Here is a 26,168-nt window from a genome sequence, read left to right on the forward strand (position 1 = left end):
GGCCGGGCGGGTGGTGCCGGCCGCGGTCATCAGCATCGGGAAGAAGCCGGGGTACGCCTCGGCGGCCAGCAGCGCCGCCTTGTAGCCGGCCACGTTCGCCTGCGAGGTCAGCGCGTCCATCGACTGCGCCCGGCTCAGCGTGCGCGGCAGCAGATCGAGACTCACCGCGGTCACCCCGGCGGTGGCCAGCCGCTGGGCCAGACCGGGGTCGCCGAGCGGGCCGAGCAGGCCGACCAGCAGCTGGCCGGGGCGGCACGACCCGGCGTCCTCCGGCGGATGCAGGCAGAGCAGGACGTCGCTCTCGGCGTACACCCGGGAGCGCGGGACCACCTCGCCGCCGGCGGCGGAATAGTCCACGTCCTCGAACCAGGCCCGGTGCCCCGCGCCCGGCTCCACCAGCACGTCGACGTCCTGTTTGCGCAGCCGCGCGGCCCCGTCCGGGGTGAGCGCGACCCGCCGCTCCCGCCCCGCCGTCTCGAGCAGCACCCCGACCGTAGTCATGTCCACCTCGTCGTAGATCCGACCGTCAACCTCGATGCTGTCCCAACAATGCGCGCACGGCCACCCGATGACCTGACCAAGATTCAGGCCAAGATGGACGGGGGAGGTGGGGCCGATGCTGGGATGGCAGGTGCGGGCGCCGGGCGCCGACATCGCACGGGCGCTGACCCGGACCGAGATGGCGACGCCGCGGCCGGGTCCGGGGGAGCTGCTGGTGGCGGTCGAGGCGTGCGGGGTGTGCCGGACGGACCTGCACGTCGCGACCGGTGAGCTGCCGCCGCACCGGCCCGGGGTGGTGCCGGGGCACGAGGTGGTCGGGCACGTGGCCGGGCTCGGCGAGGGGGTGCACGACTTCCGCGCCGGCGACCGGGTGGGCGTGGCCTGGCTGCGCTCGACCTGCGGGATCTGCCTGTTCTGCCGTTCGGCGCGGGAAAACCTGTGCCCCCATTCGGGGTACACCGGCTGGGACGCGGACGGCGGCTACGCCGAGTTCACCACCGTACGGGCGGACTTCGCGTACCGGCTGCCGGTCGGGTACTCGAACGAGGAGCTCGCGCCGCTGCTGTGCGCCGGGATCATCGGCTACCGCGCGCTGGAGAAGGCGTCACTGCCCACCGGCGGGCGGCTCGGCATCTACGGGTTCGGCGGGTCGGCGCACCTCACCGCCCAGGTGGCGATCGCGTCCGGAGCCCGGGTGCACGTGTTCACCCGCTCGCCGCGCGCCCAGAAGCTGGCCCTCGAGCTCGGCGCGCTCTCGGCCGGCAGCGCCGACGACGGCGTGCCCGAGCCGCTCGACTCGGCGATCATCTTCGCGCCGAACGGTGACCTCGTGCCGGTCGCGCTGCGTGCCCTCGAACGCGGCGGAACGCTCGCGGTGGCCGGCATCTACCTCACCGACATCCCGTCGCTGAACTACGAACGAGAGCTGTTCCAGGAGCGGACGCTGCGCAGCGTCACCTCCAGCACCCGGTCGGACGGGCGGCGGCTGCTCGGCTTCGCGGCCCGGCACCGGATGCGGGTGCAGGTCGACCCGTACCCGATGGAGCGGGCCGACGAGGCCCTCGCCGACCTGGCGGCCGGGCGGGTCGACGGCGCCGCTGTGCTGACGACGTAGCAACGCCAAGGTCTCGTCCGGCGACTCGGCGGACGCTAAGGTCTCGGCATGGCGGAGCGGGTCAGTGCGGGCACGTGGACGATCCAGGGCGAGACGGTCACCCTCCCGGTGACGATCACCGATGCCCGGCTGACCGCCGCGGTCTTCACCGCGCCCGCCGCCGGTGCCCGCGAGGTGCTCGCGGAGGTGCCGCTCGAGCCGTTCGTGCTGTTCGGCCGGGCGATCACCCTGCTGATGACCATCCACTACCCGCAGTGGGCGCTCAAGACGTACGACGAGGTGGGCGTCGGGCTGCTGGTGCGCGGGCCGCGCGGGGCGCCCGGCCTGCACATCGTCGACCTGCCGGTGACCGGGGCGTTCACCCGGGAGGCCGGGCAGGACTTCTGGGCGCTGCCGAAGTGGCTGATGTCGGCGGACCTGTCGTTCGGCGACGCGGCGACCGAGGTGGCCGTGCGCGACGGCGACGCCGAGGTGCTGCGCGCGACGATCCGCAACGGCTCGTGGCGCCTGCCGTTCCGCACCCGGGTGTCGCTGCCGGCCTGGTCTTATCTCGACCACGGCGCGCAGGCCGGCCGCCTGCTGCGCGGCCGGCTCCCGATGCATCTGTCCGGCGCGCGGGTGGGTCGCGGCGGTTTCGACGTACGGCTCGGTGAGCACCCGATGACCCGCCGGATGCGCGCCCTCGGGATGCTCGGCCGGCCGTTCCTGACCGTGACCGGCGCCCGCCTGCAGGGGCAGCTGGGCGAGTTCCGGCAGGTCTGACCGCTCGCCACTTCTCATGCGAACGGCCTCCGGTGCCGATCTTTTGGGCACTAGTCTGTGACAGGAGGCAGGAGCATGGGGCTCACCAGGGCGTTCGACGACCGTTCGCTAGGTGTCAAGATCGGTACGGCGGTGCTGACCGCGACGGTCAGCGGGCTCGTCGTCGGCGGCGTCGCGGTCCTGAAGCTCCACGACCAGAACGCCGACGCTGCCGCGGCGCAGCGCAAGGCCGTGGCGGTCGGTGCGGCGAGCGCCGCCTTCGCGAAGAACGTCGAGGGCTTCGCCGAGGGCATCTTCGCGCTCCAGCTCTACCCCACCCTGGCCGACACGATCATGCCGAAGCTCGCGGAAAACAAGACCGCCGTCGAGGGCGCCCTCGGCAGTCTCGGGCAGAACCTGGCGGCCGACCCGGCGGGCCTCGCCGCGGTGGCCAAGGCGAAGACCGACTGGCAGGCGTTCGCCGAGTTCGCCAGCTCCCACACCAACCAGAGCAGGGCCGAGCTCGCCCAGTCCGTCCCGAAGTTCAACGCGCTCGCCGCCGCGCTGGCGGCCGACGAGGCGACCCTGCAGGCGCGGGCGGAGGCGCAGTCCGAGCAGACCATCGCGGCCGCGCACCAGGCCAGCGTCAAGGCGGGCTGGGCCCTGACCGGGCTGCTGGTCGTGGGCGTGCTGCTCAGCCTGCTGATCGGTTTCCGGGTGGCGAGCCGTCTGCGCCGCGCCGTGCAGCGCGTCTCGCTGGTCGCCGAGGGCCTCGCCGAGGGCGACCTGACCCGTACCTCCGGCGTGTCGTCCGGCGACGAGGTGGGCCGGATGGCCGCCGCCCTCGACCAGGGCCTGAGCCGGCTGCGCGAGGACCTGGTGCAGCTGGCCGGCAACGCGGGCACGCTGAACGCGGCCGCCGGCCAGCTGACCGCGGTCTCCGGCCAGGTCGACGCGGCCGCGTCCGAGGCCTCGGCGCAGGCCGGCTCGGTGGCCGCCGCCGCCGACGTGGTCTCCAACAACCTGAACGTGGTCAGCGCCGGCTCGCAGGAGATGGGCTCGGCGATCGGGGACATCGCCGTGTCGACCTCCGAGGCCTCCGAGGTGGCCGTGCAGGCCGTCGAGATGGCCGCGCAGACCAACTCGATCGTGGCCCGGCTCGGCGACTCGTCCAGCGAGATCGCCAGCGTGGTCAAGACGATCACCGCGATCGCCGAGCAGACCAACCTGCTCGCCCTGAACGCCACCATCGAGGCCGCCCGCGCCGGCGAGTCCGGCAAGGGCTTCGCCGTGGTCGCGGGCGAGGTCAAGGACCTGGCCCAGGAGACCGCGAAGGCGACCGAGGACATCTCCCGCCGGGTGCAGGCGATCCAGCTGGACACCGACGGCGCGGTCACCGCGATCGGCGAGATCTCCGCGATCATCGAGCGGATCAACGGCATCCAGCTCAGCATCGCCTCCGCGGTGGAGGAGCAGACCGCGACCACCCAGGAGATGAACCGGACGCTGTCCGAGGCCGCGGCCGGCGCCGGGAACATCGCCCAGACGATCGGCACGGTCTCCGACGCGACCCGGCGGACCTCCGGCGCGGTCGGCGACACCCGGGCGGCGGCGGACGATCTCGCGCTGACCGCGAACCAGCTGCAGACGCTGGTGGAGCGCTTCCGCTACTGAGTCCGGCTCGGGGATCAGCGCTCGAAGGCGCGGGCCATGGTGGCCTGCTCTTCGAGCACCTCCCCGATCCGGGCCTGCACCGCGTCCATCTGCCCGATGGTCTCGCTGGTGGTGCGGATCCCGGCCGCCACCGACTCGGCGGTGGCCTGCAGCGCGGCGATCTGCTCGGAAACCCGCTTGGTCGCCTCGGCGGTCTCCCGGGCCAGCTCCTTGACCTCGCCGGCGACCACCGCGAAGCCCTTGCCGATCTCCCCGGCCCGGGCCGCCTCGATGGTCGCGTTCAGCGCGAGCAGGTTGGTCTGGTCGGCGATCGAGGTGATCACCTTGATCACGTCGCCGATCGAGTTGGAGGCGTCGCCGAGGGCGGCCACGTCGCCGGTCATGTCCGAGGCCCGGCTGACCGCCTCGTCGGCGACCCGGGCCGCGTCGTCGGTGGCCGCGCGCAGCCGGTCGACGGTGTTCAGCAGGTCGCGGGCGTTCTGCGCGGAGAGCGCGCTGCCGCGCACGATGTCCAGCCGCAGCGAGACCAGCTGCTGCACGTAGCGCAGCGCGGACGCCCGGGACTCGGACAGCTCGATGAACTCGGTGGTGAAGAAGTCCATCGTGCCGACGATCCGGTCCATGCTGGTGATCGGGAAGCTGACCGCGGAGCGGATCCCGGTGTGCACCGCGGCCGCGGCCCGTGCGTCGTCGGCCAGGTCCCCGACGTTGCGGACGAAGACCAGGTCGCGCTGCCGCCAGGCGCGCCCGGGGAGGCCGGCCCCCTCGGCGAACGACGCGGCGTGGGTCACCTTGCGGAACTCGTCGCCGGCCGAGCCGGACTCCATCTGGTACCGGAGGACGCGCTCGTCCTCGTCGATCTCCCAGTACGAGCCGTAGGCCCAGCCGAACACCTTGCGGACCGCTTCGAGCGTGGACCGCAGCGCGATGCCCGAGTCGCTGGTGGTGCCGAGCGCGTCGACCACGGCGGTGACCGCCAGCCGGTCGTCGGCCAGCTGCTGGGTGGTGAACTGGACCAGCGCGGCCCGGCGGGCCTGCTCGGCGACCCGCATGATCGCACCCCACTTGCCGATCAGCGCGTTGTCCACGGCGACCTCGGTGCGGCCGTAGAGCTCCAGCACCGCGATGACCGTGCCGTGCAGCACGATCGGCAGGGCGAGCGCGGAGCGGCAGCCGGCCCGGAGCGCGGCGTCCATCCGCGGGTCGCCGGCGCGGGAGCTGTCGGCGTACACCGCCTCCCGGGCGCGGATCGCCTGCTGGACCACGGCGGGCTGCCCGGCGGTGCCGCTCAGCTGCTCGACGATCGGGCCGACCTCGTACTCCAGCCGCGGCACGCCGCCCTCGACCAGCCAGGCGCCCGCGTAGTCCATGTCGTAGAACTCGACGTAGGTGGACGCGAAGATGCGCCAGGTGCTGGCCTCGTCGGTCGCGCTCTCCAGGTTGGCGACCAGCTCCTCGAGCGCCTCGATGTCCCGGGGTTCCCGCTGCCCCGCGGGACGGTCGGCAGCGGCTCGGCTTCCGAACACACCCATGGAAACAGGCTACGGAGTAAAGAGCCGCTTCATCCGGTAATCACCAGGTTGCCCCGGCGGGCTGGGCTAACCGTCCGACCGCAGCTCGGCCAGCGCGGCGGCGAAGATCTCGTGGTGGCGGGCGACGTCGTCCAGGGTCGTGGCGGGCGACATCAGGGCCATGTTGTGGAACGGCGTCAGCAGGACGCCCCGGTTGGCCAGGTAGACGTGCAGGAAGTCCTCCAGCTCGCCGTCCGCCGAGGCCGCCGACTCGGTGCCGGTGCGTGGTGCCGGGTCGGCGAAGCGGTACTCGACCCGCGCGCCCAGCTGGGCGACCGACCACGGCAGTGCGTGCGCCTTGATCAGGTCGCGGATGCCGTCGGCGAACGCGGTGGCCGTCGCGATCATGCCGGCGAAGGCCTGCTCGGTCAGGACCGAGGTGAGGGTGGCCCGGGTGGCGGCCATCGAGACCGGGTTGCCGGCCAGGGTGCCGCCGACCCCGCCCATGTCGACCAGATCCAGGTCGGCGCGGCCGAGCAGGGCGCCGGCCAGCTCCTCGGACAGGCCGTACGCGCCCACCGGGATGCCGCCGCCGATGGCCTTGCCGATGGTCACGACGTCGGGGGACAGGCCCCACGCCGCGGTCGCGCCGCCGGGCCCGGCCGAGAAGGTGTGCGTCTCGTCGTTGATCAGATAGGTGCCGTACCTGCGGGTCAGCTCGCGGACGCCCGCCAGGTAGCCGGGGGCCGGCAGGACGATGCCGATGTTGGTGAGCGCGGGCTCCATCAGCACGGCCGCGACGTCGCCGTGGGCGAGCTCGCGTTCGAGGCCGTCGAGGTCGTTGTACTCGGCGACCCGGCTGGTGGTGGTCACGTCGGTGGGGGCGCCGACGTTGCCCTCGCGGCTGCGGCCCGCGCCGTCCGGGCCGGTCACGATCAGGGACTCGTCGACCGAGCCGTGGTAGCAGTAGCTGTTCACCAGGATCTTCGACCGGCCGGAGACGGCGCGCAGCAGGCGGATCGCCCAGCGGTTGGCGTCCGTGGCGGTGAGCGCGAAGCTCCAGTACGGCAGGCCGAACCGGCGGGCCAGCTCGTCGCCGACCGCGGCGGCGTCCTCGGTCGGCAGCATGGTGCTCGCCCCGCCGAGCTCGGCCAGCCGGCGGGTGACCGCCGCCACCACGGGTGCGGGGGAGTGGCCGGCCATCGCGCCGGTGTCGCCGAGGCAGAAGTCGACGTACTCGTGGCCGTCGAGGTCGGTGATCCGGGCGCCGCGGGCGCCGGCCACGTACACCGGGAAACCGCCGGCGGTCTTCTTCATCCAGGTCATCGGGACCCGGCCGAAGAGGTGTCCGGCGCCGGCGTACGCGGCGGCCGACCGCGGGTGCCGGTCGGCGTAGGTGGCCCGCTCGCGGGCTGCGAGGGAGGCGAGGCGGGCGCGGTCGACCCCGGAATCCGTCGGCATGGCGCGACGTTACCAACGATCACGGCAGGGCGGGAGGGGCGCCGCTACTGATTCCGTGTCAGCAGCCGGCGCAGGATCGCGGGCCCGCCCGGCTCGGCGAGGGCCAGCACCACGCGGACCGCCGACGGGGCGGACGGGTCCTCCCGTACCGCGCCCTCGGGATCGACCCGCAGCGGCAGTCGCGGGGCGTCGGAGGGGGACAGGTCGCCGACCGCGATCGCCGCCGCGAGAGGATCATGCAAAGGAATTTCCCGTACGCCGAGCTCGGGCTCGTACCAGTCGAAGTAGACCGGGACCATGTCGGCGAGCGCCTCGTGCAGGGCGGTGCCGCCGGCCCGGAGCGCGGCCCGGTCGGCCTCGGTCCAGCGGTGGTTCATCGTCACGTCCAGCGGTACCAGCGTCACGGGCCAGCTCGCGCCGAGGACGGCCGCCGCGGCGGCGGGGTCGCCGGCGATGTTGGCCTCGGCGTGCGGCGTGACGTTGCCGGGGCGGCGGACCGCGCCGCCCATCACCGTCACGCTCGCGATCATGTCCGCGATTCCGGGTGTCTCTCGCAGGGCCTGCCCGAGGTTGGTGCACGGCCCGGTCGCCAGGATGTGCAGCTCGCCCGGATTGTCCTGTGCCAGGTCGCGAAGCAGGTCGGTCGCGCTCCGCGGATCCGGCTCGCCGCCCCGGGGGAGTTCCACACCCCCGACGCCGTTGTCCCCGTGGACCACCTCGGCGCCGCGGCGATGGACACCCGAGCCGATCGCAACGGGTATGCCGGAAACGTGCGACAGCTCCAGCAGGCCGAGCGTGTTGCGGGCGGCCTGGACCGCCGAGGTGTTCCCGTTGCAGGTGCCGATGCCCAGCAGGTCCACCGAGGGGGTGGCCAGGAGGTACGCGATCGCCAGGGCGTCGTCGACGCCGGTGTCGCAGTCGAGGTAGAGCTTCAGGACGCCGCCGCCTTCGTGCCGAACGCCGTGAAGAACCGATCCCGGAACGCGTTCATCGGCCATACCGGCGTATCACCGTGGGGCCGCAGCCCCTCCGCCCACTGCCAGTCGGTGATCCGCTCCAGGACCGCCCTGTCCTTCGTCACGATCGAGATCGGGACGTCGTGGCTCGCGCCGGCGCCCGAGGCGATCGGCGAGGGCTGGTGGTCGCCGAGGAACACCATCACCAGGTTGTCGTCGCCGTACTTGGTGATCCAGTTCACCAGCGACGTCACCGAGTAGACGATCGATTTCCCATACTCCGGGCGCACCTGCACGGGATCGGCCCAGAGCGCCTTGGGCTTCTTGCCGTCGGCCGCCATCGGCGCGTAGACCGAGCCGTCGCCGATCTGGTCCCAGTCGTCGAGATAGGTGGGAATCGGCGCCCACGGCGTGTGGCTCGAGACCAGCGGCATCTCGATCATCAGGTTCTTTCGGTCCGGCTTCTTGTACTCGACGGTGTTCAGCTGCTTGAGCGTGTACTGGTCGGGCATCGGCGCCCAGCTGAACTTCGGACCCCGGTAGCCCAGGTTGCGCGAGTCCCACACCTGGTCGTACCCGTAGAAGGCGGCCTCGGGCCAGGCGCTGGTCGCCCCCGGCATGACGCTCACCGTGCGGAAGTCCTCGCCGTGGAAGGCCCGGGTCAGGGTCAGCCGGTTGCTGGAGACCAGGTTGCGGTAGCGCTGCTGGTTGTTGATCCAGAGGCCGGACTCGAAGGTGGAGTGGGCGAGCCAGCTGCCGCCGCCGAAGGTCGGTGAGGTCAGCCAGCCGCTGCGCGACTGGAAGCCGGCGGTGGTCAGCCGGCCGGTCAGCTGGTCGAGAACCGGGTCGACCATCGGGGCCAGCTGCGGGTGCTCGATCGCGCTGCGGCCGTAGCTCTCCACGAATGTGAAGATCACGTCCTTGCCCTTCAGGGCGGTGAGCAGCTGGCCCGCGGGGACGTTGGCGAACGCGTCCTGCTTGACCTCCTTGGCGAACTCGGCGGAGTCCCGGAAGCCGGCCTGCGCCTGGTGGGCGCGGTCCCAGGCGTAGGTGGCCGTGCTGCGGGCCGCGATCGGCACCGCGGCGATCGAGAGGCCGAGCGCGAAGCTGGCCGCCCACGCCACCGCGATGCCGCCGGCCGCGATCAGCGATCGGCGCTGGTTCCGGCCGATCAGCGCGCCGATCCGCAGCACCGCCCAGATGGTCAGGGCCAGCACCACCGCCACGAGGGCCACGATCGCCGCGATCGCGCCGATGGCCGCGCCCTTGCCGTACGAGTCGACCACGAAGTGATACGCGTCGTCGAAGAGCACCCAGTCCAGCACCGGGTCGAACGGCCGGTTGAGCTCGGCGAAGAAGCCCATGTCCAGGCACTTCTCGACGACCAGCAGGCCGAGCAGGACGCCGACCACGATGCCGGCGATCCGGCGCGGGCGGGGCGGGACGAGCAGCAGCGCGATGAGGAAGGCGCCCTCGACCGGAATGCGCAGGAAGCCCAGTGGGGTGAGGCGTTCCAGGACGTTCGGGAAGATCAGGGCGGCGAAGACGATGAACCCGGCCAGAACCGTCAGGGTCCGGGCGGTGGCGGGGTGGGCGAAGAGGCGGCGCACGAAAGGTTTCACGGAAACGTCACCGCGACGGTTCAAGTTTTTCCACCGGCTCGAACGACTCTTGTACGGGCGGTGCCCGGGCACCGTAAGTTGGGCAAAAGCCACGAACCGGGAAAGGACCTCGCCGTGAGTCTCGATCTCGCCCCGAACCTGGCGACGCCCGACCAGGCGGAGCTGGACCAGCTGGACGCCTGGTGGCGGGCCAACAACTACCTGACCATCGGTCAGATCTACCTGCTGGACAACCCGCTGCTGCGCAAGCCGCTCGCCGCCGACCACATCAAACCGCGCCTGCTCGGGCACTGGGGCACCAGCCCGGGCCTGTCCTTCATCTACGCGCACGTCAACCGGCTGATCCGGCACACCGGGCAGCAGGCCATCTACCTGGCCGGCCCCGGCCACGGCGGCCCGGCGCTGGTCGCGGCGGGGTATCTCGAGGGCACCTACACCGAGGTCTACCCGCTGGTGTCCCAGGACGAGCGGGGCATGCTCCGGCTGTTCCGCCAGTTCTCCGCCCCCGGCGGCATCCCGAGCCACGTGTCGGTGACCACGCCCGGCTCGATCCACGAGGGCGGCGAGCTGGGGTATGTGCTGGTGCACGCGTTCGGTGCGGTGATGGACAATCCCGACCTGCTGGCGATCGCGGTGGTCGGTGACGGTGAGGCGGAGACCGGCCCTCTCGAGGGTTCGTGGAAGGGCGTCTCGTTCATCAACGCGGCCCGCGACGGCGCGGTGCTGCCGATCCTGCACCTCAACGACGGCAAGATCGCCGGCCCGACCGTGCTCGGCCGCAAGGACCCGGCACTGGTCCGCTCGCTCATGCAGGGCCACGGCTACCACGTGATCGAGGTCGAGGGAAACGACCTACCCGGCATGCACACCCGCTTCACCGCCGCGCTGGCCGACGCGTACCGGCGGATCCAGGCCAAGAAGGAGGGCAGCGCCGAGCCGTGGCCGATGATCATTCTGCGCTCGCCGAAGGGCTGGACCGGGCCGCACGAGGTCGACGGGGTCCTGGTCGAGGGCACCTGGCGGTCGCATCAGGTGCCGCTGTCCGGCGTGCGGGACAACCCCGCGCACCTCGCGATGCTGGAGCGCTGGCTCAAGTCGTACCGGCCCGAGGAGCTCTTCGACGGGAACGGCGCGCCGATCGCGATGATCCGGGAGCAGGCGCCGGAGGGCGATCTGCGGATGAGTGCGTCGCCGCACGCGAACGGCGGGCTGCTGACCAAAGATCTGGACATGCCGGACTTCCGCGACTACCGGATCGAGGTGAAGAGGCCCGGGGTCGAGCGGGCGGAGTCGACCCGCAAGCTGGGTGAGCTGATGCGTGACATCTACCGGTCGAGCCCCGATCGGTTCCGGTTGTTCTGTCCGGACGAGACCAACAGCAACCGGCTCGGCGCAGTCTTCGAGGTCTCCGAGCGGGCCTTCATGGAACGGACCGTCCCCGACGACGTGAAGCTCGGCCCGGACGGCCGGGTGATGGAGGTGCTCAGCGAGCACAACTGCCACGGCTGGCTGGAGGGCTACAACCTGACCGGCCGGCACGGCATGTTCGCCACCTACGAGGCGTTCGCCATGGTCAGCGCGTCGCAGACGGTGCAGCACGGCAAGTGGCTGCAGGAGGCCGCGCACCTGCCCTGGCGGGCGCGGGTCCCGAGCCTGAACATCCTGCTCACCTCCACCTGTTGGCGCAACGACCACAACGGCTTCTCGCACCAGGGTCCGGGCCTGATCCAGGTGGTGCTCAACCAGCGCGGCAACGTCGCCCGGGTCTACCTGCCGCCGGATGCGAACTGCCTGCTCTCGGTGGCCGACCACTGCCTGCGGTCGCGCTCGTACGTGAACCTGATCGTGCAGGACAAGCAGCCGCAGCTGCAGTACCTGACGATGGACGAGGCGATCGAGCACTGCACCCGCGGCGCCGGCATCTGGGAGTGGGCCGGCACCGACGACGGCACCGCCGAACCCGACATCGTGCTCGCGTCGGCCGGCGACGTCGTCACGATGGAGACGGTGGCGGCGGCGCAGATCCTCAAGGAGCGGCTGCCCGGCTTCCGGGTCCGGGTCGTCAACGTGGTCGACCTGATGACGCTGATCCGGCCGAAGGACCACCCGCACGGCATGAGCGAGACGCTCTTCTCCGAGCTGTTCACCGACGCGGAAGACGTGATCTTCGCGTTCCACGGGTATCCCGGCGCGATCCACCAGCTGGTGCACGGCCGGCCGGACGCCGACCGGTTCCGGGTGCGGGGCTTCATCGAGGAGGGGACGACCACCACCCCGTTCGACATGACCGTGCGCAACAAGGCGGACCGCTACCACCTGGTGATGGACGCCATCAACAACGCGAAACGGTTGCCCCGCGGCGCCGCCGACCTCAAGGCGTGGTGCGAGATGCAGCTGGCCCGGCACGAGGCGTACGTGGTGGAGCACCTCGAGGACATGCCCGAGGTCCGCGACTGGGTGCTGTCCTCGTAGGACCGGTCGGCTCGCCGGGGCGCTCGCTGGGCGCTCCGGCCGGCCGACGCCGGTGACCGGTCGCCGGGGCCGGACTACGTTGTGGTCATGCTGGAGAACGCCGAAGAGATCGCCGCGCTGCAGCTCCTCCTCGACCGGTCGCACGCGGGTGCGACCAACCATCTGCGCAACATCGTGCACGCCGGCCGGACCCTCACCGCCGAGGATCTGACCGGCCTGCTCACCGGCATGAAGGTGCTCAGCGTCGCCACCGTGACGGCCCGCGGCGAGCCGCGGATCAGCGCGCTGGACGGGCATTTCCTCCACGCCACCTGGACCTTCAGCACCTCGGGGGCGGCCGCCAAGGCCCGGCACCTGGAACGCCGGATGGCGGTGAGCGTGGCGCACATCGACGGCGAGGAGTTCGCCGTGTTCAGCCACGGGCGCGCCGAGCGGCTGCTGCCCGGCGACGACGACTGGAAAGAGACGCTCGAGCACTGGACGGCGTACTACGACAGTTCGCCGCTGAGCTGGGGCGAGGACGTCCGGATGTACCGGTTGCGCCCGCATTGGATGGTCGGCTACGCGTCCGATCGGCTGGAGGTGCTGAGCCGGCGCGGGGTGTCGCCGTCGTGACTATGGACCTTTGTTGATGTGGTGCAGTAATCTCCGCTCGCCGGTGATCTTCAGGAGGCGGGGATGGCGGAGCTGGTCGACCTGCTGGTGCCGGCCGAGGTCGTGCCGCTGCTGCCCATGACGGACGGTGCGCCGGGCACGACCGCGCCGATCCGTGGTGGCGGCGTCTACCTGCGCGGGGTGCCGGTGTCGGTCGCCGAGCAGTGGATGGCCCAGAACCCGGGCGTGCACACGATCAAGCGCCGGCCGGCCGCGCGGTGGTTCCGGCCGCGGGTCTACACGTACGCGTCGGTGGTCTGCCTGATCGCGGCGGTGCAGGTGGTCATCGTGCTCGCCGTGGACGGGGCGGCGAATCCGTGGTGGCTCTGGGTGGGCGGGCCGCTGGCGCCGGCCGCCGCCGGGGTGGCGCTGGCCTACAAGTCGATCCCGTTCCCGCACGTCCGCTTCGCCGGCTGACTGCCCGGCGCCGTCCCGGATGGCTCGGGACGGCGCCTGTGCCGGCCCCGGTGCCGGTGCCGGTGCCTTGCCGGTCAGCCGGTCAGCCGGTCGTGCGGGTCGTGCCGTGCGCCGCGAACGACCGGCGGTCTCCGGTCCACGCCTCGCGGGGCGCGGCGGCCGCCAGCGCGGTCAGATCGTCCTCGGCGAGCGCGATGCCGGCGGCGGCCGCGTTCTCGGTGACCCGGGCGTGGTTGCGGGTGCCGGGGATCGGCACCACGTCCGGGCCGCGGGCCAGCAGCCAGGCCAGGGCCAGCTGACCGGTCGTGACACCGAGCCGGCCGGCGATCCGGGTCAGCTCGGCGACCAGGGTGAGATTCCGGTCGAGCGCGTCCGGCGCGAACCGGCCGTCGGCGGCCCGGAAGTCACCCGGCGCGAACGGCCCGGCCGGCAGCTTCCCGGTCAGCAGCCCGCGGCCGAGCGGACTGTAGGGAACCAGGCCGGCCCCCGCCGCGCGCGCCGCCGGGACCACGTCGTCCTCCGGCTCCCGCCACGACAGCGACCACTCGAACTCGACCGCCGCGATCGGATGGACCGCTCGCGCCGCATCGATCTGCGCCGGGCTCACCTCCGACAGCCCGAGATGGCGAACCTTTCCGGCCTCGACCAGCGCCGCCATTGCGCCGATCGTGTCCGCGAGGGGCACCTCCGGGTCGACCCGGTGCAGGTAGTACAGATCGATCACGTCCACGCCCAGCCGCTTCAGCGAGGCGTCGCAATAGCCGGCGACGCGATCGGGGTGCGCGTCCAGGCTCACCCCCCGATCGCCGCGCACGATGCCGAACTTGGTCGCCACCACCACCTCGTCGCGGCGACCCGCGATCGCCCGGCCGACGAGCCGCTCGTTGTGGCCCCCGCCGTAGCTCATCGCCGTGTCGAGCAGCGTCACGCCCGCGTCGAGCGCCGTGCGGATCGCCGCCACCGAGGCGTCCTCGTCCGCGGGCCCGTAGGCCTGCGACAGCCCCATGCAGCCGAACCCCATCGCCGAGCACGTCAAACCACCAAGAATCCGTTGCTCCATGCGGTCCAGCGTGATCGATCGGCGGGGCAACTCCCAATGCGTTTCGCGTACGCATTCAGCGCGGTGCACGATGAATCCATGGAATTACGGCAGCTGGACACGTTCGCGGCGGTGGCCCGGCAGGGCGGTTTCACCCGGGCGGCGGAACACCTGCGGCTGGCGCAATCGGCCGTGTCCGCCCAGGTACGCGCGCTCGAGACCGAGCTGGGCGTGCCGCTGTTCGCCCGCACCACCCGCCGGGTGACGCTCACCCAGGCCGGCGAGGCGCTGCTGTCCCGATACGACCGCATCCAAGCGGAACTGGCCGGCGCCCGATCGGACCTGACCGAGCTGACCGCCGTGCTGCGCGGCCGGGTCACGATCGGCGCCACGGCCGTGCTCGGCGACTTCACGCTGCCGGCGGCGCTCGCGTCCTTTCACGACCGTTATCCGGGCGTGGAGCTGTCGCTTCGATCCGACCTGATCGCGGGGCTGCTCGCGGCCCTGGATGCCGGCGAGACCGACCTGGTGGTCGGCCCGCGGCACGAGGACCTGCCCGAACGGTTCCGCGCGCGCCGGATCGCCGACGAGCACCTGGTCCTGGCCCTGCCGCCGGGCCACCGCCCGGTGACGTCGCTGGCAGACCTGCGGGACGAGCCGTTCGTCTGCCTGCCGGCGGGCAGCGGCCTGCACCGGATCCTGCTCGCGGCGGCGTCGGCGGCCGGCTTCACCCCGCGGATCCCGTTCGAGACCCACAGCGCGATGGCGATCCGCGACCTGGTCTCCGCGGGCGTCGGGGTGGCGCTGCTGGCGCGGTCGGCCGTGCTCCGGCCGGGCCCGCCGATCGCCGTGCACGCACCGCACCCGGCGATCCCGCACCCGCCGATCGCGCTGATCCATCGGCGGGACCGGCCACTGTCCCCGGCGGCCCGGGCCTGCCGCAGCCACCTGCTCGACCAGGCCCGCGCGCGGCGCTGATGCTTGTCTGCTACGACGCCGGGCTCTTGGCGAGGCAGACCGTGGCGCGGCTGTCGACGATGATGCCGCCGGAGCGGTGCATGCGGGTCAGTTCGGCGAGCGCGCGCTGCTTGAACGCGGCGGCGTCCGAGGGGCCGAGGGCCTCGACGCGAGCGGCGAACCCGTGCGACATGTGGAAGTCCCAGCAGGTCTGCGGGTCCGAAACCGGCAGATGGACGGCGATGCCGACGGTGCGTACGTCCACGAAGCCGGCCGCGCGCAGCGCGGGCGGGACGTCGAGGTGGGCGGGGCGGGACCGGGCGGTGGCCCGTGCGGCGAAGTCGCTCCAGATCGCGTCGAAGGCCTGCCAGCGGCCGCGATCGTCGCCGGGGCCCGGGGTGGTCAGGGCGACGGTGGCGCCGGGCCGCAGCACGCGGCGCAGCTCGGTGAGCACCCGAGCGGGATCGGCGACGAGATGGATGACGAAGCCGGCGGTGGCCACGTCGAAGGTGGCGTCGGGCAGATCGAGCCGGTGGATGTCCATCAGCCGGACGTCGATCTCGGGGTGGGCGGCGGCGAGAAGCGCCACCATGCGGGGCGCGGCGTCGACCGCGGTGACGGAGCACCCGCGGGCGGCGGCCGCCGCGGCGATCGCACCGCGGCCACTGCCGACGTCCAGCAACCGCATGCCCGGGTGCGGCTGAACGACGTCGAGCAGCCGCGCGCCGAACTCGGCAAAAAACGGAACGACCTGGTCGTAGCCGTCGGCGAGCCGGTCGAACAGCGCCCACGTGTCGGTCATGACCGGAGAATGGCAGATCAGGCCGGGTGACCGCAGACGCCGACGGCGGACAGCGGCCCCGCGAGTCTCCCGCGGGGCCGCCGTCACGGCTCGCCGACGGACCCGATCAGGCCTGATCGGCTCCGGACGGGGCGGGCGCCCGGCCCAGGTGGCGGGGAAGGAACTCGTTGTCGAGGCCGATCCAGCGGATGCGGCGGTGGTCGCCCGGGTTGGCGTGCAGGGTCTTCTCCTCGGTGGCGAAGGCGTCGAACAACTCGACCGCGGACTCGCGGGTGACCAGCTCGTCGTCCCACGGGACCAGGTACTGGATCGGGACGGTGATCTGCCGCGCGGCCGCGAGCAGGTCCTCGTGGACGAAGAAGCCGGCACCGAAGATGGCGGCCGCGATGCGCGGCTCGACCGCGGTCAGGGGGATGCCGATCGCGGTGCCCATCGAGATGCCGCCGCCGTAGCCGATCGGAGCGCCGGCGCCGATCTCGGGGAGCCGCTGGAGGGCGTCCAGGGTGGCCTGCCACTCCGGGACCGCCCGCTCGGCCAGCGACGTGGTGTAGGCGATGCTGACCGACTTGAAGCGCTCGTGATCGCCGGCGGTCATGGCCTCGCGCATGTCGGCGCGGGCCCGGTCGTCGGCGGCCGAGCGCGGGCGGTCGCCGTGCCCGGGGGCGTCGATGGCGACCACGTGGTAGCCCCAGGAGGTGACGGCGTCGCGTGCCCGCGCGGCCAGGGCCGGGGTCTTCTTGTGCAGGCCGCCGCCGTGGCCCATCAGCACCAGCGGGGCGGTGCCGGGGGCGAGGTCGGGCGACCACAGGACGCCGGGGACCTCGCCGAGCAGGAAGTCGCGTTCGAGGACGCCGGCCGACGAGGACTGGGCGGTGAATCGTACGGAATGCATGGTTTGCCTTTCGGGAATGCCTCGGTTGTGGCGCTCCCGGCGGGCCCTATGCCGGCCGCTCGACCGTGACGTCGGCGGGGAGCACCCAGATGGGTACGGCGTGCATGGGTCTCACCTCCCGGCGTGAAGTCACGGTGCGCGGGCACGCTATCAGCCCGCCCGATGCCCGCCAACCGATTAATCGTCGAGGTAGCCGTGCAGTTCGGCGAGGGCTTCCTCGGCGTCGCCGCCCTCGGTGTGCGGGGCGCGCAGGTCGGCCGCGAAGCAGGCGATGTCGGCGAGGATCCAGGTCAGGCGGTAGAAGCTCAGCGCGGCGGCCGAGATCCGGTGGCCGGTCGCCTCGGCGTACCGGGTCAGGGCCGGGTCGTCGGCGGGGCCGGCCTCGGCGAACGGGTCGTCGGTCAGGTGCCACAGGTCGCGCTCGGGCGGGGCGAGGCGGACGGTGTCCCAGTCGATCAGCAGCTTGCCGGTGGCGGTGGTCAGGATGTTGGCGGGGTGCGGTTCGCCGTGCGTGACCACCCGGGGGGCCGGGGCCAGCTCGGCGGTCAGGCGGTCCAGCTCGGACAGCCAGTGGCCGATCTTCGCGGCATGGGCGGCGAGGAGGGCACGGGCGGGCTCGCCGTACGGCCCGGCGGTCCACGAGGGATCCGGCAGGGCGGCGGCCAACGTCTCGCGGCCGCGGAGTCGCAGGTCGTCGGGGGGTGCCAGGTCGCGGACCCGCGGGGTGGCGCGATGCAGGGCGACGAGCAGGTCGACCACCTCGGCGCGGTCCCCGCAGTGCGGCCCGAAGTCGCCGGCCACGCCCTCCACCAGCGGGAACACCGACAACGTGTGGCGCGGCCCGACCGGCCGGAGCGGGGCGCCGTGCGCGGCCAGCACGAACCCGAGGCCGGCGTCGCGACGGAGGGCCTGGGCCGTGCGCAGGGCTCGTTCGAGCGGCGCGGGTTCCGCCGCGGTGACCGTGAGGAACCAGCGGTCGTCGGCCCGCCAGTGGTAGCCGCCCGCGCCCACCGGCAGGTAAGCGATCTCGTGGGCGTCGATGCCCCATCCGTCCCGCAGCGCCGCGGCCAGCATCGCCTCGGTGACGCCCGTGGGCCTGTCCCGCATGCCGGGGATTCTGTCGGCCGGCGGGCGGGCGAGCCACCGGATTTCAGGACTTCGGGCGGTAGCAGGGTGAGGCGATCGACAGCCGCAGGCCCTGCTCGGCGGTCAGGTCGAAGCGGTAGTTGTCGTTCGTCGTGGCGCTGACCTCGGTGGGCGATGCCGCCGACGCGAGCGTGTAGCCGTTGCGCTGCCACTCATCGCGAATCTTGTCGAGGGTCGCGGTCAGCTGGGCGGCGGCCACCGGCAGGCGGTAGATGCCCTGGACGTAGTACTCCTCGTCGGGGTCGGACAGGCCGCGGCCGTTGTCCCGCGGGCAGCCGGTGACATTCGCCGCCGACTCGCTGAACGTGCCGGCTCCCGAGGCGGCGAGGGTGATTCCGGCGTACTGCTCGACCTGGGTCTGCACCGCGTCCTTCGGCAGCACCGGCAGATCGCTGCCGCCGCCACCGCAACCCGGCAGGGCCAGGACGAGGACCAGGGCGAGCGGTCGGAGGCGGCTCATCGGCTCAGCATCCATCGCCGGGCCGGCGGCCGCCTCGCCCGCAGGAGATGACTATCGCGCCGGCCGCGGAACGGCTGTCGCGTTTGCCCGCGGCAGGTCACTTTGGCGACGGCTGCGGAACGGCTGTCGCGTTTGCCCGCGGCAGGTGGCTATCGGGCGATCAGGACCGGGCACGCCGCCCGGCGCAGCAGGCCGCTGCCCACCGCGCCCAGCATCACCCCCTGGTAGCCGTGCCGGCGCGGGCCGACCACCACCAGCTGCGCCTGCTGGCAGCGCTGCACGAGCACCCGGTCGGGCCGGCCGGACGCGTACTCCCGTTCCACTTGCACCGAAGGGTATTTCTCGCGCCAGGGGTCGAGCCGCGGGTCGATCTCGGCGCCGAGGGCCTCCGCGGCGGCCGGTGTCGGGTGGCCGTTGGCGTGGGCGGTCACGGCCAGCAGAGGGGCGCCGCGCAGGGCGGCCTCCTCGAACGCCCGGCCGATGATCGTGGACGCGGCGGGGCCGTCGTCGACGCCGACCACCACCGGGCCGTCGTCGGGGCCGGGGCGGCCTCGGACGACCACGACCGAGGCGCGGGCGTGGGTGGCGACCTGGCTGCCGACCGAGCCCAGCGGCTGGCCCGGCAGACTGCCCCGGCGACGGTCGCCGACCACCAGCAGGGCGGCGTCCTCGGCGGCGTGCAGCAGCATCGGCGCTGCGTAACCGGGCATCGCCAGCCCGCGTACCTGGATCTGCGGGGCGACGGTGCGGGCCTGCGTCACCGCCTCGTGCACGACGGCGGACGCGTCGTCGTCGTGCTGCCGGCCGGGATCTCGCCGGTGGTAGGCCGTGAACACGCGCAGTTCCGCCTCGCGGAGCTGCGCCTCGGCCGCGGCCCAGCGGACCGCGAGGGTCGAGCCGGGCGAACCGTCGGCGCCGACCACAATTCGAGCCTTGAGCATGGGCCGCCTCCTCGTCAGCTGCGTGACGCATGCCGGCACAGCCCCAGGTTTGCTCGCCGGGGCGGCCGATGGCAACACCGATTTGGGGGGATCAACGCAGCAGAGCGTCCGTCCCGACGGCGATCAGGGCCACGTCCTCCTGTGGAGCGTGGACGAGCGCGGATTGCACGTCCCGGAAATGGCGTTCGAGGGGGCTGTCCCGGCTCAGTCCCGGGTTGCCGAGCAGGCGGGTGGCGAGGGTGACCGCCGCGACCGCGTGCCGGGCGGCGACGATCCGGGCGCCGGCCGCGTCCGGGACCGGCTCGCCGGCGTCGAAACGCTCGCTCGCGTCCAGCAGCAGCCGCTCGGCCGTGCTCAGCAGGACCTCGATCTCGCCGGCCGCGGTGCGGAACCGGTCGGTGGTGGCGACCGGCCGGCCCAGGCCGGCCGGCACGCGTTCCCGGGCGAACCGATGGAAGTGCTTCTGCGCGGCCCGCCCGACGCCCACGTAGAGCGCCGCCAGGGGCAGCTGCAGGGCGTGACCGGCCGGGCCGTCCGAGCCGGGTTCGGCCAGGTCGAGCACGTGCCCGGCGGGGATCTCCACATCGGTCAGCAGCACGTCGTGGCTGCCGCTCGCGCGCAGCCCCAGCTGGTTCCAGCACGGCACGATCGCGACGCCGGTGGCATCGGCCGGGATCACGAAGGTGCCGACCCTCGGTCGCGGCTCGTCGGTGGACGCGAACACCAGCAGGTAGGCCAGGCCGGCCGCGCCCGTCGCGAAGCGCTTGTGCCCCGAGATCCGCCAGCCCGTCGCGGTACGCGTCGCCGTCGTCGCCGGGCGGCCGCCCCGGCTCGGCGAGCCCAGCTCCGGCTCGACCCGCAGCGTGTTGAGCAGCGTGCGGCGGGCCGCCGAGTCGGCGAGCACCTGCCGGTAGAGCTCGTCCGGCCAGGACGGCCGGCGGGCCTGCAGCAGGTGCGGCAGCTGGGTCATCGCCGCGATCAGCGCCACCGACGGGTCACCCTGGCCGAGCGCCAGCAGGATCCGGGTGAGGCCCGCGACGCCGAGGCCCGGACCGCCGTACGCCGTGCCGACCGTGGCGGTGAGCAGGCCGGCCTCGTGCACTGCCTCGAGGCCGGCGCGGGGGAAGGCGCCGCTCTCGTCGTACGCGGCCGCGGTTTCGGCCAGCGCCTCGGTGACCGACGGCAGCTGCCGGAGATCGACGGGCTTCACGGGCGCACCCGGGCGATCAGGCGGCGTACCTGAGCGATCGCTTTTCACGGCCGGCGCACCTGGGCGATCGCCGGCAGGTCGGCGCCGAGCCGCAGGCGTTCGAGGAACAGCACGACGGTGGCGGCCACGGTCCGGTGGCTGACGTCGTTGAGCACGTCGTGCCGCCCGCCGGCGATCGTGACCAGGGTGCCCGGGTAGCGGCCGCGCGCCTCGCCGAGCGGGCTGATCGGATCGGCGTCGCCGTGCAGGCCGAGGGTCGGTAGGCGGACGTCGCCGGCGCCGAGAAGCTCGGCGGGAAGGTCGGTCTGCAGGCTGGCGCCGCCCTCGCCGAGCACCCGCCGGTGGTTCGGGCAGGCCGTGCGGGCCTCGATCTCGGCGTCCCAGCCGAGCAGGTCGATCGCCGGGCGGGGCACCGGCAGCCCGGCCAGGATCAGCGCGTCCAGGCCCGGGGTCTCCCGGGCGGCCAGGGTGAGGGCTAAGAGCGCGCCGGCGTCCGGCCCGACGATCACCTTCGGGGCGGGCAGGGCATCGTCGGCCAGCAGTTTCTCGGCGGCGGCCAGGGAGCCGCCCGGATCGGCGGTGACGTCCGGGAGGATCCGCACCCGATAGCCGTCGGCCGCGATGCGCCGGCCGAAGCGGGCGTAGATCTCGGCGGTCTCCCCGCGACCGGCGGCGACCAGGACGGTTCCGCGGGCCGCGATCCCGGCCGGCTCGTCGTACGCGTCAGTCATGCCCGCCAGCATCGCGGCCGGCGCCGGGTCGCGTCCAACGATGATCTCCGATCGGAATTGAGTAGTGTCGCTAATGTGTCCCTAGAAAAATGGACGCTCGTTCATTTAAGGTCGGGACATGCAGAACCGAGCCAGCCGGACCGCCGAGCAGGTGGCCTTGTTCCGGGCCCTCGAAACGGCGCGCGGGCACGACCGGGTCTTCGACGACCCCCTCGCGGTCCGGTTCCTGCACGGCGGTTATCGGGTGCTGGCCCGCGCCGCCCGGGTGCGCCCGGTCGGGCTGCGGCTGTCCCGGTTCATCGACCGGCGCTGGCCCGGCCCGCGGCCGTCCGCGGTCGCACGCACCCGGCTGATCGACGACCTCGTCGGCGAGGCGCTGGCCCACGGCGCGCGGCAGGTGCTGCTGCTCGGTGCGGGCTACGACAGCCGGGCGTACCGGCTGCCCGGCATCGACCGGGCGGCCGTCTTCGAGGCCGACCATCCGGCCACCCAGGCGGTCAAGCGGCGGCTGGTGCGCGGCGCGGTGCGCCCCGAGCGCCGCCGGCACGTCCACTACGTGCCGGTCGACCTGCTGCGCGAGGACCTCGGCGACGCGCTGCTCGCGGCCGGGTTCGCCGCGCTCGAGCCGACCGTGGTGGTCTGGGAGGGCGTCACCAACTATCTCTCCGAGCCCGCCGTCGACGCCACGCTGCGGCGGCTCGCCTCGCTGACCGCCACCGGAAGTTCATTGATCTTCACGTACGTGGATCGCCGGGTCCTCGACGGTTCGCTGGACGCGGGGAATTGGCCGGCGGCGGTGCGCCGGGCGGGGGAGCCGTGGACGTTCGGCTTCGACCCGGCCACGCTGCCCGCCTACGTGGCCGCGCGGGGGCTGCGGCTCGCGCTCGACATGTCCACCCGGGACGCGGCCGTGCGATACCTGGAGCCGCTCGGCCGGGACGAGAACGCGGCGACGTTCTACCGGGTCGCCCGGGCGGAGATCCAGTAGTGCCCAAGGTCAGCGAGGCGCACCTGGCCGCCCGTCGCCGGCAGATCCTCGACGCGGCGGCCACCTGCTTCGCCCGCGACGGCTTCCACCGCACCAGCATGCAGGACATCGTGCACGAGTCCGGGATCAGCGCCGGGCTGGTCTACCGGTACTTCGCCGGCAAGGACGATGTGATCGCGGCGATCGTCACCGAGTGGCACGACCGGCGGCAGGTCTTCGCCAGCGGCACGGTCGCCGAGCGGTCGGCGGCCTACCTCGACTATCTGCGATCCGTGGGCACCCCGGAGGCCGGGCCGACGCTGCGGCTCGGGGTGCAGATCTGGGCCGAGGCGATGCGCAACCCGCGGATCCGCGACCTTTCCCGGCGCAATGTGGACGATCCCCGGGCGGCGGTCGCGGCGGCCCTCGCCGGGGTGCCGCTCGCGCCCGGGGTCGATCCCGACGCCCTCGCGCGGGTGCTGATCGCCGTCTATCAGGGCCTGGCCCTGCAGACCACGTGGGACGAGACCCTCGACAACGAGGCGTACGTCTCGACCGTCGCCGCCGTGCTCAGGGCAGTGGTCGATCCCCGACCACCTGCTTCATGACCAGGGTGGACGTCAGCCGGCGTACGCCGGGAAGGGTGGCCAGACGCTCGTCGTACAGCCGTTGGAACGCGGGCAGGTCGGCACTCACCACGCGCAGCAGGTAGTCGGGGTCGCCGAAGAGCCGCTGCGCCTGGACGACGTGCGGGATCGCCGCGACGGCCGCCTCGAACGCGGCGACGGTGTCCCGATCGCCCCGCTGCATCGAGGCGAAGACCACCGCCTCGAAGCCGAGCCCGAGCGCCTCCGGGTCGACGATCGCCCGGTAGCCGCGGATCGCGCCGGACCGTTCCAGGTCGCGCAGCCGGCGGTGGCAGGGCGAGAGGCTGAGCCGGACCCGGGCGGCCAGCTCGGTGACGGTCAGCCGGCCGTCCTGTTGCAGCTCCGCAAGAATCTGCCGGTCGAGGTCGTCCACGAGACAGATTCTTCTCCTGCAGGACGCTTCCGGGGAAATAGTGGGAAGCACCTTCCGCCGGGATTTGCCTAATCTTCCCGGTATGGCGGTCGGGGCGGCGCTCGGATTCTGGGCCATGTCGGCGCTGCTGGTGCTCGTGCCCGGCGCGGACTGGGCGTACGTGATCGCGGCCGGCCTGCGGGACCGGGCGGTGTGGCCGGCGGTGAGCGGGCTCGCGCTCGGGTATCTCGCGCTGACGGCGGTGGTGGCCGGCGGGGTGGCGGCCCTGGTGGCGCGCACGCCCGTCGTGCTGACGGTGCTGACCTTCGCGGGGGCGGGCTACCTGATCTGGCTGGGGGCGGGGGTGCTCGCCCGCCCGCCGGCCATCTCGGCGGGGCAGTGGCGCGCCTCCTCGGCCGGGCGGGCGGTGGTCCGGGGTTTCGGGGTCAGCGGGCTCAACCCGAAGGGGCTGCTGCTGTTTCTCGCGTTGCTGCCGCAGTTCACCGACCCGCGGGGGAGTTGGCCGGTGGCGGCGCAGATCGGGCTGCTCGGCGTGCTGCACACGACCAACTGCGGCGCCGGCTATCTGGGGGTCGGGGTGCTGGCCCGCTCGGTGCTGCGGGCGCGCCCCGGCGTCGCCCGGCTGACCACCCGGGTGTCCGGCGCGGCGATGGTCGTGCTGGGTGTCGCGTTGCTGGCCGAGCACTGGCTCTGAGCATTCGTCCCGCCGGCGCGGCGAGAGGTTGCCGGTTCTCAGGCGGCCAGCGCGGTCTTCAGGGCCGCGGTCAGCTCGGCACTGGAGAACGGCTTGGCGAGGATCGTCCGGCCCGGTTCCAGCGAGCGCCCCTCGTCGTCGATGAGCGCCTCGGCGTACCCGGAGATGAAGACGACCTTCGTGCCGGGCCGGTCGGACAGAAATCGGTGGGCCAGCTGCCGGCCGTCCATGCCCGGCATCATCACGTCGGTGACCAGGCAGTGGATGACGTCCGGGTGGTGCTCGGAGACCTCCAGGGCCTCGGCGCCGTTGGCTGCGGTCAGCACCTGGTAGCCGGCCTTCGCGATGAACCGGGCCGTCACCTCGCGCAGGTCGCGTTCGTCGTCGACCAGCAGCACCGTCTGAGCGCCGCCGGCCGGGGCGCCGCCGGCCGCGGTCGTGCCACCGGCGCTCGCCGCCGCGCTGGCCGCCGCCCCGTTGCCGGGAGCGGCCGCGGTGCCGGGGGAGGCGGTGGTGGCGGGGGCTGCTGCGGTGCCGGGAACCGCTGAGCTTCCTGGGGCGGCCGTGACGGGCGCCCCCGAGGACGCGGCCGGGAGGCTGATCAGCACGGTGGTGCCCTTGCCGGGTGTCGAGGTCAGGTCGAGCTCGCCGCCGGCCTGGGCGACCACCCCGTGCGCCGTGGCCAGTCCCAGGCCCGCCGACATGCCGCCGGTCTTGGTCGAGAAGAACGGCTCGAACGCGCGCGCCTGCACCTCCGGCGGCATGCCGTGGCCGTTGTCGGCCACGCTGATCGTGGTGGTGACGCCGGCCCGGCCGGTGGTCACGGTGATCGTGCCGCCGTCCGGCATGGCGTCGCGCGCATTCTGTACGAGGTTGTGCAGCAACCGGTCGAGCAGGTTCGGGTCGATCAGCACCGGGGGTGCGCCGCCGCGGCGCAGGTCGAGCTTGATGCCGGGGCCGGCCGCCGCGGTCAGGGCGTCGACGGCGCCGATGAGGAAGGCGTCCACGTCGACCAGCACCGGGTTGGTGATCTCGCGGCGGCCGAACTGCAGCAGCTGCCCGGTCAGCTGCGTCGCCCGCTCGCCGCCCTTGGTCACCTGGCCCAGGTCCTCCAGCAGGGCCTCGCCGACCGCGGCCGACAGCCGGCCGGCCGCGGTCTCCTCGGTGATCTGCTCGATCGCCAGGGTGACGAAGCCGAGCATCGCGCCGAGCAGGTTGTTGAAGTCGTGCGCGATGCCGCCGGCCATCCGGCGCAGGCTGTCCAGCCGCTCGGCGTCGCCGCGGCGGGCCTCCTCCTGCCGCTGCCGCATCTCGCGGGCGGCCCGCTCCTCGGCGGTGACCAGGTCGGTGACGTCGTCGACCGTCACCACCGCGCCGGCCGGCTCGGCCTCGTCGCGGATCGGGCGCAGGTGGATGCGCAGCCAGCGGGCGTCGCCGTCGTCGCGGACGAACCGGTTGCGGTAGCGGTGCTCGACCGCCCCGGCCGCGCCGGCCCGTACCGCCTCGACCGCCTCGGCATGGGTGCCCGGCTCGAGGCAGGCCAGCCAGCCCCGCAACAGCAGGCGCGCGGCGCTCATCCCGGTGATCTCCGAGAGGCGGGGATTGGCGTACGTGGCGAAGCCGTCGGCGTCGAGCAGCACGATGCCGACCGGCGAGGACGCGGTCATCGCCTCGAACCGGCGCTCGGTGTGCCGCAACGCCCGGACCTTCTCCAGCAGCTTGGCGTTGATCGCGCGGGCGTGCACGGTGGCGAACTCGTCGGCCGGCCGGGGGGTGATCTCGACCGGGCCGTTGCGCAGCGCCACCTCGACGGCGTCGAGCAGCTCGCGCGGGTCGGCGCTGCGCAGCACCACCTGGGAGACGCCGCACGCCTCGGCGATCGGGCGGGTCTCCGGCTCCAGGTAGTTGGCGGTGTAGAAGATGACCGGGGCGTGCGCCGCCTGCTCGTCGGCGGACGACCGCAGCCGGTGCACCATCTCCAGCCCGTCGATGCCGGGCATGAGCACGTCGGAGACGACCACGTCGGGGTGCCGGCTCTGGGCGAGGACGAGCGCGTCGGCCCCGTCGGCGGCCTCGATCACCTCGTGCCCGCGGTAGCCGAGCAGGATCGAGACCAGCTCACGGTTGGCCGCCACATCGTCCACGACCAGTACCGTCGCCACGACGTCCTCCTTCGGCGGGTATTG

At 73.2% G+C, this 26,168-nt stretch carries 24 protein-coding genes and 1 pseudogene; 10 read left to right on the top strand and 15 right to left on the bottom strand.

All coding sequences use genetic code 11. From position 1 onward, the window contains the following. Nucleotides 1–501, bottom strand: a pseudogene (locus ODJ79_RS01670) (NAD(P) transhydrogenase subunit alpha); the annotation flags it as partial. Between the two features lie 115 nt (nucleotides 502–616). Here ODJ79_RS01670 and ODJ79_RS01675 point away from each other — a divergent pair. From ODJ79_RS01675 to ODJ79_RS01685, 3 genes are all read left to right on the top strand, one after another. After that, on the top strand, nucleotides 617–1,615 hold the full coding sequence (locus tag ODJ79_RS01675) for a zinc-binding alcohol dehydrogenase family protein (RefSeq protein ID WP_263021478.1): 999 nt from the start codon (nucleotides 617–619) through the stop codon (nucleotides 1,613–1,615). Nucleotides 1,616–1,663: 48 nt separating this feature from the next. After that, nucleotides 1,664–2,377 (top strand): acetoacetate decarboxylase family protein, encoded by a 714-nt coding sequence (locus ODJ79_RS01680; RefSeq protein ID WP_263021479.1) that lies wholly within the window; start codon nucleotides 1,664–1,666, stop codon nucleotides 2,375–2,377. A gap of 75 nt (nucleotides 2,378–2,452) precedes the next feature. Then, complete coding sequence (locus ODJ79_RS01685) at nucleotides 2,453–4,030, top strand: methyl-accepting chemotaxis protein (RefSeq protein WP_263021480.1); 1,578 nt, start codon at nucleotides 2,453–2,455, stop codon at nucleotides 4,028–4,030. A 14-nt stretch (nucleotides 4,031–4,044) separates the two neighbouring features. Here the strand turns inward: ODJ79_RS01685 and ODJ79_RS01690 are convergent, their stop codons facing one another. The 4 genes from ODJ79_RS01690 to ODJ79_RS01705 form a co-directional block, all read right to left on the bottom strand. Then, nucleotides 4,045–5,562, bottom strand: coding sequence for a methyl-accepting chemotaxis protein (locus ODJ79_RS01690; RefSeq protein ID WP_263021481.1), 1,518 nt, complete (start codon nucleotides 5,560–5,562; stop codon nucleotides 4,045–4,047). A 66-nt stretch (nucleotides 5,563–5,628) separates the two neighbouring features. Next, nucleotides 5,629–7,002: a transaminase gene (locus ODJ79_RS01695; protein WP_263021482.1), complete on the bottom strand. Its 1,374-nt coding sequence runs from the start codon at nucleotides 7,000–7,002 to the stop codon at nucleotides 5,629–5,631. A gap of 44 nt (nucleotides 7,003–7,046) precedes the next feature. Beyond that, complete coding sequence (locus ODJ79_RS01700; RefSeq protein ID WP_263021483.1) at nucleotides 7,047–8,000, bottom strand: nucleoside hydrolase; 954 nt, start codon at nucleotides 7,998–8,000, stop codon at nucleotides 7,047–7,049. Further along, on the bottom strand, nucleotides 7,934–9,580 hold the full coding sequence (locus ODJ79_RS01705; protein ID WP_263021484.1) for a sulfatase: 1,647 nt from the start codon (nucleotides 9,578–9,580) through the stop codon (nucleotides 7,934–7,936). The genes ODJ79_RS01700 and ODJ79_RS01705 overlap by 67 nt, the downstream gene beginning before the upstream one ends. Before the next feature lie 114 nt (nucleotides 9,581–9,694). Here ODJ79_RS01705 and ODJ79_RS01710 point away from each other — a divergent pair, with 114 nt between their 5' ends. The 3 genes from ODJ79_RS01710 (at nucleotide 9,695) to ODJ79_RS01720 (ending at nucleotide 13,123) form a co-directional block, all read left to right on the top strand. Beyond that, entirely contained in the window at nucleotides 9,695–12,052 is a 2,358-nt protein-coding gene (locus ODJ79_RS01710) for a phosphoketolase (RefSeq protein ID WP_263021485.1), read from the top strand. A gap of 87 nt (nucleotides 12,053–12,139) precedes the next feature. Continuing rightward, nucleotides 12,140–12,667 (top strand): pyridoxamine 5'-phosphate oxidase family protein, encoded by a 528-nt coding sequence (locus tag ODJ79_RS01715; RefSeq protein ID WP_263021486.1) that lies wholly within the window; start codon nucleotides 12,140–12,142, stop codon nucleotides 12,665–12,667. 63 nt (nucleotides 12,668–12,730) lie between these two features. Next, the gene (locus tag ODJ79_RS01720) at nucleotides 12,731–13,123 is read left to right on the top strand and encodes a hypothetical protein (protein ID WP_263021487.1); all 393 of its coding nucleotides are present in this window, start codon (nucleotides 12,731–12,733) and stop codon (nucleotides 13,121–13,123) included. Between the two features lie 82 nt (nucleotides 13,124–13,205). On the opposite strand, the gene ODJ79_RS01725 is transcribed toward ODJ79_RS01720, so the two are convergent. Next, nucleotides 13,206–14,183 (bottom strand): aldo/keto reductase, encoded by a 978-nt coding sequence (locus ODJ79_RS01725; RefSeq protein ID WP_263021488.1) that lies wholly within the window; start codon nucleotides 14,181–14,183, stop codon nucleotides 13,206–13,208. Between the two features lie 78 nt (nucleotides 14,184–14,261). Between ODJ79_RS01725 and ODJ79_RS01730 the strand changes: the two genes are divergently transcribed. Then, nucleotides 14,262–15,140, top strand: a complete 879-nt coding sequence (locus ODJ79_RS01730) for a LysR family transcriptional regulator (RefSeq protein ID WP_263021489.1) — start codon at nucleotides 14,262–14,264, stop codon at nucleotides 15,138–15,140. Nucleotides 15,141–15,150: 10 nt separating this feature from the next. Here the strand turns inward: ODJ79_RS01730 and ODJ79_RS01735 are convergent, their stop codons facing one another. The 7 genes from ODJ79_RS01735 to ODJ79_RS01765 form a co-directional block, all read right to left on the bottom strand. Beyond that, complete coding sequence (locus tag ODJ79_RS01735) at nucleotides 15,151–15,921, bottom strand: class I SAM-dependent methyltransferase (RefSeq protein WP_263021490.1); 771 nt, start codon at nucleotides 15,919–15,921, stop codon at nucleotides 15,151–15,153. A gap of 106 nt (nucleotides 15,922–16,027) precedes the next feature. Further along, nucleotides 16,028–16,813: a dienelactone hydrolase family protein gene (locus tag ODJ79_RS01740; protein ID WP_263021491.1), complete on the bottom strand. Its 786-nt coding sequence runs from the start codon at nucleotides 16,811–16,813 to the stop codon at nucleotides 16,028–16,030. A gap of 177 nt (nucleotides 16,814–16,990) precedes the next feature. Next, nucleotides 16,991–17,920 carry an aminoglycoside phosphotransferase family protein gene (locus ODJ79_RS01745; protein WP_263021492.1) on the bottom strand — a complete coding sequence of 310 codons (930 nt, stop codon included), beginning with the start codon at nucleotides 17,918–17,920 and terminating at the stop codon, nucleotides 16,991–16,993. 43 nt (nucleotides 17,921–17,963) lie between these two features. Next, nucleotides 17,964–18,419, bottom strand: a complete 456-nt coding sequence (locus ODJ79_RS01750; protein WP_263021493.1) for a hypothetical protein — start codon at nucleotides 18,417–18,419, stop codon at nucleotides 17,964–17,966. 149 nt (nucleotides 18,420–18,568) lie between these two features. Next, complete coding sequence (locus tag ODJ79_RS01755) at nucleotides 18,569–19,360, bottom strand: universal stress protein (protein WP_263021494.1); 792 nt, start codon at nucleotides 19,358–19,360, stop codon at nucleotides 18,569–18,571. A 91-nt stretch (nucleotides 19,361–19,451) separates the two neighbouring features. After that, entirely contained in the window at nucleotides 19,452–20,570 is a 1,119-nt protein-coding gene (locus tag ODJ79_RS01760; protein ID WP_263021495.1) for an acyl-CoA dehydrogenase family protein, read from the bottom strand. A 44-nt stretch (nucleotides 20,571–20,614) separates the two neighbouring features. Beyond that, the gene (locus tag ODJ79_RS01765) at nucleotides 20,615–21,301 is read right to left on the bottom strand and encodes a lysophospholipase (protein WP_263021496.1); all 687 of its coding nucleotides are present in this window, start codon (nucleotides 21,299–21,301) and stop codon (nucleotides 20,615–20,617) included. Nucleotides 21,302–21,419: 118 nt separating this feature from the next. Between ODJ79_RS01765 and ODJ79_RS01770 the strand changes: the two genes are divergently transcribed. Together ODJ79_RS01770 and ODJ79_RS01775 are read left to right on the top strand one after the other, a co-directional pair. After that, nucleotides 21,420–22,289 carry a class I SAM-dependent methyltransferase gene (locus tag ODJ79_RS01770; RefSeq protein ID WP_263021497.1) on the top strand — a complete coding sequence of 290 codons (870 nt, stop codon included), beginning with the start codon at nucleotides 21,420–21,422 and terminating at the stop codon, nucleotides 22,287–22,289. Next, the gene (locus tag ODJ79_RS01775) at nucleotides 22,289–22,876 is read left to right on the top strand and encodes a TetR/AcrR family transcriptional regulator (protein ID WP_263021498.1); all 588 of its coding nucleotides are present in this window, start codon (nucleotides 22,289–22,291) and stop codon (nucleotides 22,874–22,876) included. Before ODJ79_RS01770 ends, ODJ79_RS01775 begins: the two co-directional genes overlap by 1 nt. On the opposite strand, the gene ODJ79_RS01780 is transcribed toward ODJ79_RS01775, so the two are convergent. Further along, nucleotides 22,839–23,288 carry an Lrp/AsnC family transcriptional regulator gene (locus tag ODJ79_RS01780; protein ID WP_263021499.1) on the bottom strand — a complete coding sequence of 150 codons (450 nt, stop codon included), beginning with the start codon at nucleotides 23,286–23,288 and terminating at the stop codon, nucleotides 22,839–22,841. The two genes, ODJ79_RS01775 and ODJ79_RS01780, sit on opposite strands and share 38 nt — an antisense overlap. Before the next feature lie 82 nt (nucleotides 23,289–23,370). Between ODJ79_RS01780 and ODJ79_RS01785 the strand changes: the two genes are divergently transcribed. Next, nucleotides 23,371–23,982 (top strand): LysE family translocator, encoded by a 612-nt coding sequence (locus ODJ79_RS01785; protein ID WP_263021500.1) that lies wholly within the window; start codon nucleotides 23,371–23,373, stop codon nucleotides 23,980–23,982. A 38-nt stretch (nucleotides 23,983–24,020) separates the two neighbouring features. On the opposite strand, the gene ODJ79_RS01790 is transcribed toward ODJ79_RS01785, so the two are convergent. Next, a complete protein-coding gene (locus tag ODJ79_RS01790) occupies nucleotides 24,021–26,144 on the bottom strand; it encodes a response regulator (protein ID WP_263021501.1) in 2,124 nt (707 codons plus the stop codon). Nucleotides 26,145–26,168: the final 24 nt, after the last annotated feature.

The sequence above is a fragment of the Actinoplanes sp. KI2 genome (assembly GCF_025630775.1).
Classification (GTDB): domain Bacteria; phylum Actinomycetota; class Actinomycetes; order Mycobacteriales; family Micromonosporaceae; genus Actinoplanes.

Bases quoted from the DNA above. Each gene is read 5' to 3' on its own strand.
- ODJ79_RS01675 (WP_263021478.1), top strand. From the start codon at position 617: ATGCTGGGATGGCAGGTGCGGGCGCCGGGCGCCGACATCGCACGGGCG.
- ODJ79_RS01680 (WP_263021479.1), top strand. From the start codon at position 1,664: ATGGCGGAGCGGGTCAGTGCGGGCACGTGGACGATCCAGGGCGAGACG.
- ODJ79_RS01685 (WP_263021480.1), top strand. From the start codon at position 2,453: ATGGGGCTCACCAGGGCGTTCGACGACCGTTCGCTAGGTGTCAAGATC.
- ODJ79_RS01690 (WP_263021481.1), bottom strand. From the start codon at position 5,562: ATGGGTGTGTTCGGAAGCCGAGCCGCTGCCGACCGTCCCGCGGGGCAG.
- ODJ79_RS01695 (WP_263021482.1), bottom strand. From the start codon at position 7,002: ATGCCGACGGATTCCGGGGTCGACCGCGCCCGCCTCGCCTCCCTCGCA.
- ODJ79_RS01700 (WP_263021483.1), bottom strand. From the start codon at position 8,000: ATGGCCGATGAACGCGTTCCGGGATCGGTTCTTCACGGCGTTCGGCAC.
- ODJ79_RS01715 (WP_263021486.1), top strand. From the start codon at position 12,140: ATGCTGGAGAACGCCGAAGAGATCGCCGCGCTGCAGCTCCTCCTCGAC.
- ODJ79_RS01720 (WP_263021487.1), top strand. From the start codon at position 12,731: ATGGCGGAGCTGGTCGACCTGCTGGTGCCGGCCGAGGTCGTGCCGCTG.
- ODJ79_RS01725 (WP_263021488.1), bottom strand. From the start codon at position 14,183: ATGGAGCAACGGATTCTTGGTGGTTTGACGTGCTCGGCGATGGGGTTC.
- ODJ79_RS01730 (WP_263021489.1), top strand. From the start codon at position 14,262: ATGGAATTACGGCAGCTGGACACGTTCGCGGCGGTGGCCCGGCAGGGC.
- ODJ79_RS01735 (WP_263021490.1), bottom strand. From the start codon at position 15,921: ATGACCGACACGTGGGCGCTGTTCGACCGGCTCGCCGACGGCTACGAC.
- ODJ79_RS01740 (WP_263021491.1), bottom strand. From the start codon at position 16,813: ATGCATTCCGTACGATTCACCGCCCAGTCCTCGTCGGCCGGCGTCCTC.
- ODJ79_RS01745 (WP_263021492.1), bottom strand. From the start codon at position 17,920: ATGCGGGACAGGCCCACGGGCGTCACCGAGGCGATGCTGGCCGCGGCG.
- ODJ79_RS01750 (WP_263021493.1), bottom strand. From the start codon at position 18,419: ATGAGCCGCCTCCGACCGCTCGCCCTGGTCCTCGTCCTGGCCCTGCCG.
- ODJ79_RS01755 (WP_263021494.1), bottom strand. From the start codon at position 19,360: ATGCTCAAGGCTCGAATTGTGGTCGGCGCCGACGGTTCGCCCGGCTCG.
- ODJ79_RS01765 (WP_263021496.1), bottom strand. From the start codon at position 21,301: ATGACTGACGCGTACGACGAGCCGGCCGGGATCGCGGCCCGCGGAACC.
- ODJ79_RS01770 (WP_263021497.1), top strand. From the start codon at position 21,420: ATGCAGAACCGAGCCAGCCGGACCGCCGAGCAGGTGGCCTTGTTCCGG.
- ODJ79_RS01785 (WP_263021500.1), top strand. From the start codon at position 23,371: ATGGCGGTCGGGGCGGCGCTCGGATTCTGGGCCATGTCGGCGCTGCTG.